Raw genomic sequence first — 12,365 nt, forward strand, 5'->3', positions numbered from 1 at the left:
CGCACGGTCAATGCGTGGACGCTTCGTCGACGCCGTAGTGATCGCACAGAGCCTCGTGCAACGACACGGCGCGCTCGTCCATTTCGGTCGTCCAGCTTTCACTGTCGTTGCACAGCCGCTGCAACTGCCTGCATTCTTCGACGAACCTCGGCTCCTGCACGATCACGAACGCGCCGCTCGCGCTATGCGCCCAGCCGGCTAACGCCTGCCGGTCTTCTTCATCGACGATGGCGAGTAGCCGCGGCAGATCGTTTTTCAAGTGCTCCTTGAGCATGGCGGTATAACGCGCTTTCTCGTCTGCGGCGAGTGCGGCCTCTGTTGGCACAACGGACGCAGGAGCGGCAGCCGGTGCGGCCCTCTCCTGCGCGGCAGGCGCTACCGCGAGCAAGGAAGCCTGAAGTTCGCCCAACGAAGCGGGCTTCGACACGTAGCCGCTGAAACCCTGCTCATGCCAGCTTTGCGCTTCCTGATTTTCGGCCACCGCGCTGAAGGCAAGCACCGGCACGTCGGCGTCCAGCTTGCGCAGCGCGGCGAGGAACTCGTAGCCGTCCATGGCCGGCATGTGGATGTCGGTCAGTACGACGTCGAAACGCGTCCGTTCAAACAAGCCGAGCGCCTGTTTGCCGTCACCGGCGATGCTCGGCGCGCATCCGAGCGTGGCAAGCTGTTCCGCGATCAAGGTTTGAATCAGCGGATTGTCTTCGGCGACGAGGATGGTGAGGCCTTGCAACGCCGGCAGCGTCGTCAGCAAAGGCACCGCCGCGGACGCTGTCGTCGAGCCGGCGCGTGCCGGGGTCGCGGGTACCTCGGAGGCCGCCGCGACGGGTGTGCCATCGATTGCCAACTCGATGGCAGCCCGGACTGCAGTTCCGCTGAATTCCGTCACTTCGAACACGCCGTCCCCGCGCGTTTGCGGTAGTCGCGGGCCCGCTCGCGTCACCCAGACAGCAGGCACCGGCTGCAACGCTCGCAGCGAGGCAATGACATCCAGGTCGTATGCGCCCGAAACGATCAGCGCCTTTGGGCGGTTCGCTTGCAGCCACGCCCGCGCGCCAGCGAGCGCAGGTACCACATGCGCGCTCCAGCCAAAGTGCTCGAGCCAGCGGCCCAGCAGTGCGGCGACCTGGGAATCCTGACACAGCGCGAGCAGCATTCCGCGCTTTTCCACCACGGGCGCCGGCTTCTCATCCGGCGGGGCGGCGAGCGGAATCGAGACATTGAATACACTGCCGACGCCCACCACGCTCTCGGCTGAAATCGTGCCGCCCATCAACTGACAGAGGCGCGCACAGATCACGAGTCCGAGACCGGTACTTTCCGCGCCGCGCGACGCACCGGCCTCGCCTTGCACGAACGGCTTGAAAAGCCGCGTGACCAGCTCCTGGCTCATGCCCGGCCCGGAATCCGAGACGCGGCAATTGAGGACCGGGCGGCCTTGCGCATCGTCGATAAGGTCAGCTTGCAGCATGATCTTGCCGCTTGACGTGAACTTGAACGCGTTGCTCAACAGATTGTTGATGACCTGCGCGATCCGCATGCGGTCGCCGACAACCGTCCGGTCGAGCGCCGGCGAAGGCAATGAATAGAAACGGATAGGGCGATCGCCCGCCATAGCCGCATAGGAAAGCGCAATGCTCTCGAACGTATCGAGCAGAGGAAACGGTTCGCGCACCAGAAGCATTTCGCCGGCATCGATCTTGGAAAAGTCGAGAATATCGTTGACGACGCGGCGCAGCGCATCGCCCGCCACATTCAGCGCGGCGAGCCGCTGCGCATGCACTTCGAGCCCCGGCGTGCGCGCGAAGAGTTCGAGATTGCCGAGCAGCGCATTCAGAGGCGTGCGAATCTCGTGGCTCATCGCGGCAAAGAAGTTGGTGCGTGCGCGCATCATCGCTTCAGACGCCTGTTGCGCGTGCCGCAACTGTTGTTCGAGCGCGTGCTGCGCCGTCACATCGAGAATCGCGCAGAACAACACGTTGTCGCCTGCATAACGAGCGGGCGCGTAGGTGAATTGCAGGAATTGCGCAGGCGCAGCGCCGGATTCTGGCGCCGCGGCTGCCTGCGCATTCGCGGGCATTGGAGCCGCAGGCTGAGATGGCGGCTGCGCCGGCGCGACAAAAGCGGCAATCCGTGCGAACGCGGCGGCCGAAGCTTGCTCCGGTGCCTGAGCGAGAAACTCGGCGGCGATATGCGGGGGCAGCCGCCTTGTACCGGGCTCGATTTGCAGCAGTTCGGTGGCGAGCGCGTTCGCCGTCAATATCGAATAGTCGCTTCGCCGCACGATGCACAGTCCGATCGGCGTCGCGCTTACCAGAATGTGGTTGAGGGTATCGCTTTCCAGCGCGTGCGAAGTCTCGGCAAACGCGTTGCGCAAGAGCCGCAGACCGAACAAACGCGCGGTCAACGCAATGGCCAGCATGACCACTAACGCAAGGCTGCCGATTACGGCAAGTTGCCAGCCCAGCGCCGCGGCCAACCCGCCCCAAGGCACGTAGCCGACGAGCGAGCCGAAGCCCGGCATGAGCGGCTCGTAAAAGATCGCGCCTTCGCGGTCATAGTGAAAGACGTGAGGCGGAGTCGTGGCCACTGCGTGTTGCAGCATCGCGCCGGTTTGCGCGTCGAGTGCAGCGGAAGACACGAGAATGCGGCGATCGGGTGCCATGAGCAATGTCGCGCCCGCGCTGCCGGGCGGCGCGATGCGCGCGGCGAGCACAGTGAGCGGAATGCTCGCGCTGATCAGCGTGACAGGCTTGTCGCCCTCGTAATACGCGCTTACCGCCGAGATCACCGGCGTGTTTTGCAGGGGATCGCGATATGGTCCGACCCACAGGCGCTCACCCTTGCCCGGCACGCGCTTGCCCGTTTGCGACTGCAGTTCGCGCTCGATCGTCTCCCTCAGCACACCGGCGAGCGCCGCTTGCTGAGCCGACGTGGCGGAGCGCGCCGCCCCGCTGTTCGGACCGGTCGCGGAACCCGGCAGCGAAGGCAGAATCACGGCGTAGTCTTCATCGACGCCGATCAGCGTCGCCCTCTGTTCGAGTTCGAACGCCTGCTGCGTGACGAGGGTGGATTGCGCCGATTCGTAAAGCCGCCCCAGTTTGTCGCCGAGTTGCGTGCCCCACGCGGCGCGAGCGGACTGCCCAATGACGATGTCGAACTCCGCGTCGACTCTATCCACCTTGCCGCGCGCCGCGCCCGTCTGCGCGATCGACTGCTCCACCGCCTCGGGCGCGCGTCGCACGTCAGTGGCGCCGTAGTAATAGTCGAGGGTAAATTCGGCGCGCCGCAGGAATGACTCTTCTCGATGCAGCAGCAGCGACAGGTCGGTTGCATTCTGCGACGTGAACGTGCGGCGATATTCCAGCTGCTTGAACGCCGCCACGACCGCGATTACCAGCGCAAAAACAGCCACCATCAGCATCAATGAGCCGATTGTCGCCAGATATACCCGCTGCTGGCGCTTCGCCGTCTTCGCGAGCGACGCGAATGCCTGCCCGAGTGACTCTTGAGTACGATCAAGGATTTTCTGCATCGGATCACGTGCGTGCGGTTCGCGCAGGCAGACCACTGCGATCTTTGGCGAACTGCGTCTGCTGGCCTATATCGGCGCAGTGTAGTCGCTTTGACGGTGTCGCGCGATGCATCCGGCACCTTTAACGCGACCCGCTGCCAAGGCGTTCCCGAACACTGCATTAACGGCGTCATGGGGCATAAACCTGAGTGGATTAGTGGGAAACCCTCAAGGCACCCGGACTTCATGCCGATATTCCTTGCAACAATGTAAGACCGCGCACTGTGCGGGGTGAGCATCAGCAAGGAAAGTCATGCGCAATAACCAGCCTGTCACCGGGCAAGAGTACGAATTCCCCTCGTCGCAAATGCTTGTTTCCGCGACCGACCTGACCGGCCGCATCGAATATTGCAACCCGGCTTTCATCGCCGTGTCGGGCTATACACATGAAGAGCTCGTCGGCCAGCCGCACAATCTGATCCGCCACCCGGACATGCCGCGCGAAGCGTTCGCAGACATGTGGGCAACGATTCGCGATGGACGTCCGTGGACTGCGCTCGTCAAGAACCGCCGCAAGAACGGCGACCACTATTGGGTCCATGCGAACGTCACGCCGGTGGTCAAAAAAGGCGCCGTGGTGGGCTATCTCAGTGTGCGTGTGAAGCCGGCGCGCGACGCCGCGCGCGCTGCCGAAGCGTTGTACTCCCGCATGCGCGCGGGCGAGGCGCGTGGGGTGAAGCTGCGTCGCGGCGTGGTCGTGCGCACAGGATTGCCTGGCCGGCTGCAAGCGCTGACGCGTCTGCCCGTGGCGACACGCGCCGCGGCCGGCTATGCGCTCACGCCGCTCGCACTTGCTGCGGCCGGCCTCGCGGCATGGCAAGGCACGCCGCCCACGCCGTTCTGGATCGCGTTCGGCGTGGCCAGTGCCGTCAGTCTCGTTTCATGGCGTCTGCTGGCGCGGCATGTGGCTGCGCCGGTGCGCGACATGCGCGGCTTTGCGACCCGGCTCGCCGCGGGCGATCTGACCGTCGATCTGGAGGTCGCGCGTCACGACGACCTGGGCGATGTGCTGCAAGCATTGAATCAGTTGAAGGCCAACCTGGCCGCGATCGTCTATGACGTGCGCGAGCAGATCAACGGCATGCTCGATAACGCACGGGAGATTTCGAGCGGCAACGTGGACCTCGCTCGCCGTACGGAACTGCAGGCCGCCTCGCTCGAAGAAACCGCCGCCACGATGGAAGAGCTGACCACCACCGTGCAAGCGAACGCCGACGCCAGCGTGCGCGCGCTCGACCTCGCGAAAGACGCGCAGGCCGCTGCGGCCGAAGGCGGCAAGATCGCAGGCCAGGTCGAGCAGACCATGGCGGGCATCACGGCCGCATCGCGGCGTATCGCCGACATTAACGGTGTGATCGACGGCATCGCTTTTCAGACCAACATTCTGGCGCTGAACGCCGCCGTCGAAGCGGCGCGCGCGGGCGAAGCAGGCCGCTCCTTCGCGGTGGTCGCGAGCGAGGTGCGAATGCTCGCGCAACGTTGCGCAGCGTCGTCGAAGGAAATCAAGTCCGTGGTCGAGGCAAGCGCGGCGGAAGTCGCGGCGGGCACCGACCTGGTTGCGCGCACCACGTCTCAAATGCGCGCAATCGACGAAGCGGTCGAGCGGGTGTCGTCGATCATCGTGGAAGTGGCGAACGCGAGCAGCGAACAGGCCGAGGGCATTCGCCAGGTCAACCAGGCCGTTTCGCATCTCGATGGCGCGACCCAGCAGAACGCCGCGCTCGTCGAGCAGGCGGCGGCCACGGCACAGCGTCTCGCCGCGCAGGCCGATGTGCTGAGCGAGGCAGTGCGTCTCTTCACCGTTGCGGATACGGCGCCTGCATCGCGCGTTGTTGCTGGCACGCGTCAACGCGTGCCAGCCAATGCCGCGCACGAGCCAGCATCTACAGTGACGCTTCAGCATGCGCAGCGCGATGCTCACGATGCGGAGCATGACGAGGCGGCGTTGGTTGCCCATTGATGCCGGATCGAACCCGCATTGATCCCGCGTTGATCCCGCGTTGATCCCGCGTTGATCCCGCGTTGATCCCGCATTGATCCGATAGATCGGCATTACTCCTACCTCGACAGCGAGATATTGACGCCTCACCATGCAAGCGTCGCTGCCCAATGGATGTATGGACAGACTGACCCGAGTAACAACGGCGTTCAGCGGCCCGTCTCAAACAGACGGGCCGTTTTTTTTCGCGCGATCTATGCTGTTGGAGCGCGGCGCATCGATGCGCGCCTTCTTGCTCGCAGATTTATGCCGCTTGGTTTCGACGGAGGCACAGATGATCGATTCCAACTCGCGAGGCGCCGCTTCGCACGATCCGTTGTCTTTGCATTTAACTGCCATGGCGCGCAACAACGCATGGTCGAACCTGCGCCTCTACCGCGCGTGCCTGAGCTTGACCGACGAAGCATTCGCCGCGCGCAGGGTGAGCTTCTTTCCTTCGTTGCAACTCACGTTGAATCACATCTTGCTGGTTGACCGGTACTACTACGACGCGCTGATCGGCGGCGGCCAGGGCCTCACGATTTTCGACGACGAACTGCCCTATCCACGCGCGACGCAACTATGGGATGCCCAGGCGCAAAGCGATCGCGACCTGCTGGCCTTTTGCGAGTCGCTGACGGGCACCGATTTGCACCGCGAGGTGGAGATCGACCGCGGTGCGTCAGTTGGCATTCAACGGGAGAGCATCGGCCGCGTGCTGCCTCATCTCTTCGTGCATCAGATCCATCATCGCGGACAAGTTCATGCGATGTTGAGCGGCACCGCCGCGGCGCCGCCACAACTCGACGAGTTTTTTCTCGACGGCGACGCGCCGCTGCGCGCCTCGGAGATGCTGGAACTGGAGCGCATGCGCGAAACCCGCAACGGGCCGTTGTAGCGGGGCCACCGGCAGGGCATTGCATGCGGCATGGCGAGCGCATCGTATCGAGCATTGCTTCGGGCGTTTTTGCCGATGGTCTGTGCGTCCACTCTCGCGTTGCCTAACCATGCCGCGCGTCACCAGCATGACAGTCTCGAAGAAGAACTGCACCGCCACGGGGCACGAAAAATGCAACCGTCATCGGGACGAGTCGCGTTAAACTCATTGTCATAGCTGAACGCCACTGATGTACCCGGCTCGCGGCCCGCGGGCTCAGGCGCACCGCGGCGTTCTGGCAAGCAGGCGCGCGCATTGGTCAATAACCCAAGCGTGAACATTGCGCGACAGACGGCGCGTCATGCTGCCCGTACAATGGTTCGATCAACAACGGATTAAGGACAACTTCGATGCGCACTACCGGGTCCTCCGGGTCTATGGCCCTGCTCACCGAATACGACGACGCAACCGGGCGCGAACTGCGTTCGCTGCGCCTCGAGTCGACAGAAGACGGCAAAGGCATCCTTCTGGTCGAGGTCGATGAGCGCAAGCCCGGCATACATCGGGAAGTACGCTATGAAATCACGCCGGCCGAGCTGATTGCGGCCATTCGCGCGCACGGCGCCGAGTTGCCGGGCGAGCAGCACAATCATCGTCAATAACGCAATCGCGCGGCGCAGCGCATTGGCGTGATCGCCGCGTGAGCAGCAGAGTGCGCAGCACTGCAGGTGCCGCGCACCGTTACCGGAATCTTCGCGCGCCACCTCGTTTCAGGCTGCGCGAGCTTCAATCGTCTTTCATTTTGTGCGGGTCGCGCTGAGTTCATATTTGCAGCGCGCACGGCTCGCGGACCAAGGGTGCGGCGGTAACGCTTCCAACCCCCGAATAACCGGGGTATTTCAAGGGCTTTGCACGCCTTGAAAATGGTCCATAATCGCTCCATTCTCCTTTGCTTCCCTACTGCGCGCCGTGCCTGAAAAGGCCGCGGATGTAAGTCGATGCTACATGATCTCGTCGAGCAATACGGACCGGCGCTCATTTTTGCCAACGTGCTGGCGGCCTCTATCGGCCTGCCGGTACCGGCCATGCCGTCGCTCGTGTTGTTCGGCGCAATGGCCGCCATGCATCCCGGCTCGGTCGGCACGCAACTGCTGCCGGTACTCGTGCTGTCCATATTCGCGACGCTGATCGGCGACAGCGCGTGGTATCTGGCGGGCCGTTTGTACGGCGGCAACACACTGAAAACCATCTGCCGTCTGTCGCTGTCGCGTGACACGTGCGTTAAGAAAACCGAGCGGTTCTTCGGGCGTTGGGGCGTGCGCGTGCTGGCCGTCGCCAAGTTCGTTCCCGGCCTGTCGATCGTGTCTATTCCGATGGCGGGCGCAATGGGCACGCGTTATCGCACGTTTCTCACCTACGACAGCATCGGTGCCGCACTGTGGTCGGGCACGGGGCTTATCGTCGGCGCGTTGTTCGCGCGTCAGATCGACATGGTGTTCGCCGCCGCGGGGCGCCTCGGCCGCACGGCGGGTGCCGTTGCCGTCGGGCTGCTGCTGTTGTATGCGGCGTATCGCTGGATTCGCCGTCGTCAGTTGATCAACAAGCTCGCGTCCGCTCGCATAGAAGTCGAGGAGCTCGCCACGCTGGTCGCAGCGGGCCAGACGCCGGTGCTGTTCGACATCCGTTCGCACGAGAAGCGCAAGCTCGATCCGTTTGTGATTCCGGGCTCGCAATTCGCCGACGAGCGGCAACTCGATCAGATCGTCGCCACGTATCCGCGCGACCAGAAGCTGGTGATTTACTGTTCGTGTCCCAATGAAATTTCGGCCGCATGGATGGCCAAGCAGTTGAACGAAGCAGGCTTTAACGACGTGCTGCCGTTGCGCGGCGGCATGGAAGCCTGGCGCGACTCCGGCAGGCCCGTCGAGGCTTTGCCCGGCATGCCGCCGCCTGAGGCCTCGGTCGAGCACATCGCGCCGAAAGCGGTTTAACGCCGCGGCGCATCCGCTTGCGCGCTTTCGCGCGCGCGCCGTTGCGCCTTCGTTCAGTCAATCAATGAACACCGAAGGAGCGGCTCAATGCTTTCCGTTTCAGAACCCGAAGTACAATCCGAAGCGGTAGTCGCCGACGCGCCGTTTTCGAATCTGTCCACGCGCATGCATCAGATGTTCCCCGCGCTCACCGCGGCGGAGATTGATCGCGTGCGCCGGTTCGGCGAACCGAGCCACTGGGAAGCGGGCGAACTGCTGTTCGAGACCGGCCACACCGGTCCTGGCATGTTCGTGCTGCTCGAAGGGCGCGTGAAGATTTATCAACGCGACGGCATTGGCCGTGAAGTCGTGATCGGCGAACACGGGCCGGGGCACTTCCTCGCCGAAGTCGGTCAATTGTCGGGACGCCACGCGCTCGTCAACGGCATGGCGCTTAGCCCGGTGCGAGCGTTGCTGATTCCGCCGGAAAAACTGCGCGCACTGCTCGTGGCAGAAGCCGAACTGGGCGAGCGCATCATGCGCGCGCTGATTCTGCGGCGCGTGTCGCTGATCGAAAAAGGCGCGGGCGGGCCGATCCTGATCGGCAGCAGCACCGACGCGCGCCTCGTGATGTTGCAAGGCTTTCTGTCGCGCAACGGTCATCCGCATTCCACGATCGACGAATGCGACGAGGACGCGTTGCGTCTCGTCGAGCAATTCGGCGCGCAGCAGGAAGACATGCCGCTCGTCATCTGTCCGGACGGCTCGGTGCTGCGTCATCCGAGCATGCCGGAACTGGCGACCTCGCTCGGCTTGCTGCCCGATCTGGACGCCTCGCTGGTCTATGACGTCGCGATCGTGGGCGCGGGACCGGCCGGGCTCGCCACCGCCGTGTATGCGGCGTCCGAAGGACTCTCGGTGATCGTGCTCGATAGCCGCGCGCCGGGCGGCCAGGCCGGTGCGAGCTCCCGAATCGAAAACTACCTCGGTTTTCCGACCGGCATTTCGGGTCAGGCGTTGGCCGGACGCGCGTTCGTGCAGGCGCAGAAATTCGGCGCGCACGTGGCGATTCCGGTCCACGTAAAGGCGCTGCATTGCGGCGAGGCGCCGTACCGGCTCGAACTGAAGTGCGGCGGTCATATCAGCGCGCGCACGATCGTGATCGCGAGCGGTGCAGTGTACCGGCGCCCCGCGCTCGAAGGGCTCGACCGTTTCGACGGACGAGGCGTCTACTACTGGGCGTCGCCCGTCGAGGCGAAGCTGTGCAAACGGCAGGAAGTCGTGCTCGTGGGCGGCGGCAATTCGGCCGGCCAGGCGATCGTCTATCTGGCGACGCATGCAGCGAAGGTCCACGTGCTGATCCGGCGTAGCGGCTTCGAAGCCACTATGTCGCGCTATCTGATCGACCGCATCCGCTCGCTGCCGAACGTCGTCGTGCATCCGAATTCGGAGATCGGCCAGCTCGTCGCGGACGAAAGCGGGCTTGCGTCGGTCGCTCTGAAAAAGCCCTTGCCCGATGGCACCGACCACATCGACACGCGGCATCTGTTCCTCTTCACCGGGGCGGACCCGAACACCGACTGGCTGCGCACTTGCGGCGTCGAACTCGACGAAAAGGGCTTCGTGCTGACGGGCACCAGTGCGGACGGCGCGTCGGCATGCGATCTCGCAACGACCGTTAAAGGCGTATACGCGATCGGCGACGCGCGCGCGGGCTCGACGAAGCGCGTGGCGGCGGCGGTCGGCGAAGGCGCGGCAGTGGTCGCGCAAATTCACCAGATACTGGCGGTTTCAGCGGACGAAGCGGTCGCATCGGTGGCTTGAGCTTGGGCTTGGGCTTGGGCTTGGGCTTGGGCTTGGGCTTGGGCTTGGGCTTGGGCTTCGGCGAGGGCCGCCGCATCGACACGGCGGCCCATAGCCAAACTGCCAACCAAGCTACCAACCAAGCTACCAACCAAGCTGTCGGGTAATGCTCTGTTACACACGCCTTCAACTCGTTGCACCTGCTTTTCTTTCTGTCTCGTAAGATCCACGTCAGCCATTCGACAGTGAATGGCCGATCGTTGGAAACAGCAATCGTCTTGCTGGGACACAGGAGAGAAGCATGAACAAACGCGCGATCTTCTTCGCCGCCTTCGGACTTGTCGCCGCCTGCGCATCGACTGCCGCTTCTGCTCGCGTCGACGTCGGCGTGTTCGTCAATACGCCGGGCCCCATATACGCCGCGCCACCCGTGATGTACGCCCCGCCTCCGGTCGTCTATGCACCCCAGCCCGTCTACGGCTACGGCTACCGCGACGACTACTACCGGGAGCGCCGTTGGCATCACGATCATGGCCGTCATCGCGGCTGGGACAAGCATCACGAGCGCGGCTGGTAGGTTTTCAGCGCCCGTGTCGCGGAGGCAAAAGTACGGGCGGCGCCTCCCTGGTTGTCGTGTCGGCGACGTGGCGCGTCCTGGCGCGGCCGCTCAGGTGTCGGCAATAGGCGGTTTTAGGCGGCTCATTCGCCGCTTCCCCTGCCGCTCACTTGCCAACACCCTCGTCCAACCGCCGCTCATTTGCCGGCCACCTCCCGCTCAGCCACGGCCAATCCACGGCTCACCCGGAATTTCGTCCCGTGCACCATCTCTACGCGCAGCGCGCCGGCATCAACCGCTGCGCTGCATTCACGCTACAGTAGCGTCTGCTGATTCAGGCCAGGCTCGCGCCTTCTCATCGCAGTCACTCACTGAACAACCTCCGCGTGAAGACTCTTCCGCTTTCCGCCGCCCGCACGCTGCATCTGGCCGCACAAGGTCTGCTGACACCGCCGCGCCGCAAGGCCGTGAAAGCCGACGTGCTCGACGCGATCCGCCGCATGGCGCAATTGCAGATCGACACGATTCACGTTGTCGCGCGCAGCCCTTATGTCGTGCTCTTCAGCCGGCTCGGCGCCTATGCGCAGCAATGGCTCGACGAACATCTCGCCGAAGGCAAGCTGTTCGAATACTGGTCGCATGAAGCGTGTTTCGTGCCGATCGAAGACTACGGCCTGATGCGTCATCGCATGCTGGACCCGAGCGACATAGGCTGGAAGTACGCGGCCGACTGGCACAACAAGCATCGCGACGACATTGAGAAGCTGCTGGCGCACATTCGCGCCACGGGCCCGGTACGTTCGGCGGATTTCGCTCGCGAGTCGGGCAAGGGCAACGGCTGGTGGGACTGGAAACCGGAAAAGCGTCATCTGGAAGTGCTCTTCGCCATCGGACAACTCATGGTGGCCGAGCGGCGCAATTTTCAGCGCGTCTACGATGTGACCGAACGCGTCTTGCCGGACTGGAACGACGCACGCGATCTGCCATCGCCGCATATCGTCACCGATGAACTGCTGCGCCGCACTTGCCGGGCCCTCGGCATCGCGCGGGCCGACTGGGTGGCGGACTATTACCGTCTGCCGCGGCGCCCGTATCGTGACGAGCTTCATGCGCTTGCGGACCGCGGCGAATTGATTCCCGTGCAAGTGGTTGGCTGGAAGCAGGACACGTTCGTGCATCGCGACCTCGCGCCCATGCTCGACGACGCCGCGAGCGGCAAGCTCGCCTCGACGGTGACGACGGTACTCTCGCCGTTCGACCCTGTGGTGTGGGACCGCAAACGCGCCGCCGCGCTATTCGACTTCGACTATGCGATCGAGTGCTATACGCCGGCGGCGAAGCGCAAATACGGTTACTTCGTGCTGCCGCTGCTGAGCCGCGGGCGGCTGGTAGGCCGCGTCGATGCGAAGGCGCACCGCGCGCAGGGCATTTTCGAGCTGAAGTCCGTGCATATGGAAGCGGGCGTGCGTCCGAGCGCCCGCCTCGCCGGCGACCTGCGGCGCGCGTTGCAACGGTGCGCGGATTGGCACGGCACGCCGCAACTGCAAATCACGTCCGCCGCGCCGGAATGGCAGGAAGCATTGAGCGTGAATGAGTGCGTCGAAGAGTAA

Annotated in this window: 8 protein-coding genes; 7 read left to right on the forward strand and 1 reads right to left on the reverse strand. The window is 64.0% G+C overall.

Features of this window, described 5'->3' with window-relative positions:
• Positions 1 to 7: 7 nt before the first annotated feature.
• The gene (locus JMY24_RS31960; protein ID WP_128598041.1) at positions 8 to 3,532 is read right to left on the reverse strand and encodes a response regulator; all 3,525 of its coding nucleotides are present in this window, start codon (positions 3,530 to 3,532) and stop codon (positions 8 to 10) included.
• Positions 3,533 to 3,824: 292 nt separating this feature from the next.
• Here JMY24_RS31960 and JMY24_RS31965 point away from each other — a divergent pair, with 292 nt between their 5' ends.
• From JMY24_RS31965 to JMY24_RS31995, 7 genes are all read left to right on the forward strand, one after another.
• Positions 3,825 to 5,531: a methyl-accepting chemotaxis protein gene (locus tag JMY24_RS31965; RefSeq protein ID WP_201703556.1), complete on the forward strand. Its 1,707-nt coding sequence runs from the start codon at positions 3,825 to 3,827 to the stop codon at positions 5,529 to 5,531.
• A gap of 313 nt (positions 5,532 to 5,844) precedes the next feature.
• A complete protein-coding gene (locus JMY24_RS31970; protein WP_128598044.1) occupies positions 5,845 to 6,447 on the forward strand; it encodes a DinB family protein in 603 nt (200 codons plus the stop codon).
• Positions 6,448 to 6,836: 389 nt separating this feature from the next.
• A complete protein-coding gene (locus JMY24_RS31975; protein ID WP_027779988.1) occupies positions 6,837 to 7,088 on the forward strand; it encodes a hypothetical protein in 252 nt (83 codons plus the stop codon).
• 336 nt (positions 7,089 to 7,424) lie between these two features.
• Positions 7,425 to 8,417 carry a DedA family protein/thiosulfate sulfurtransferase GlpE gene (locus tag JMY24_RS31980; RefSeq protein ID WP_128598045.1) on the forward strand — a complete coding sequence of 331 codons (993 nt, stop codon included), beginning with the start codon at positions 7,425 to 7,427 and terminating at the stop codon, positions 8,415 to 8,417.
• A gap of 87 nt (positions 8,418 to 8,504) precedes the next feature.
• Positions 8,505 to 10,220 carry an FAD-dependent oxidoreductase gene (locus JMY24_RS31985; RefSeq protein ID WP_128584031.1) on the forward strand — a complete coding sequence of 572 codons (1,716 nt, stop codon included), beginning with the start codon at positions 8,505 to 8,507 and terminating at the stop codon, positions 10,218 to 10,220.
• A gap of 280 nt (positions 10,221 to 10,500) precedes the next feature.
• On the forward strand, positions 10,501 to 10,776 hold the full coding sequence (locus JMY24_RS31990; RefSeq protein ID WP_128598046.1) for a hypothetical protein: 276 nt from the start codon (positions 10,501 to 10,503) through the stop codon (positions 10,774 to 10,776).
• A 365-nt stretch (positions 10,777 to 11,141) separates the two neighbouring features.
• Positions 11,142 to 12,365 carry a winged helix-turn-helix domain-containing protein gene (locus JMY24_RS31995; RefSeq protein WP_128598047.1) on the forward strand — a complete coding sequence of 408 codons (1,224 nt, stop codon included), beginning with the start codon at positions 11,142 to 11,144 and terminating at the stop codon, positions 12,363 to 12,365.

The sequence above is a fragment of the Paraburkholderia kirstenboschensis genome (assembly GCF_904848585.1).
Lineage (GTDB): Bacteria > Pseudomonadota > Gammaproteobacteria > Burkholderiales > Burkholderiaceae > Paraburkholderia > Paraburkholderia kirstenboschensis.

Excerpts from the sequence above, each read along its gene's own strand:
- JMY24_RS31965 (WP_201703556.1), top strand. The coding sequence starts at position 3,825 with ATGCGCAATAACCAGCCTGTCACCGGGCAAGAGTACGAATTCCCCTCG.
- JMY24_RS31975 (WP_027779988.1), top strand. The coding sequence starts at position 6,837 with ATGCGCACTACCGGGTCCTCCGGGTCTATGGCCCTGCTCACCGAATAC.
- JMY24_RS31970 (WP_128598044.1), top strand. The coding sequence starts at position 5,845 with ATGATCGATTCCAACTCGCGAGGCGCCGCTTCGCACGATCCGTTGTCT.
- JMY24_RS31985 (WP_128584031.1), top strand. The coding sequence starts at position 8,505 with ATGCTTTCCGTTTCAGAACCCGAAGTACAATCCGAAGCGGTAGTCGCC.
- JMY24_RS31990 (WP_128598046.1), top strand. The coding sequence starts at position 10,501 with ATGAACAAACGCGCGATCTTCTTCGCCGCCTTCGGACTTGTCGCCGCC.
- JMY24_RS31980 (WP_128598045.1), top strand. The coding sequence starts at position 7,425 with ATGCTACATGATCTCGTCGAGCAATACGGACCGGCGCTCATTTTTGCC.
- JMY24_RS31960 (WP_128598041.1), bottom strand. The coding sequence starts at position 3,532 with ATGCAGAAAATCCTTGATCGTACTCAAGAGTCACTCGGGCAGGCATTC.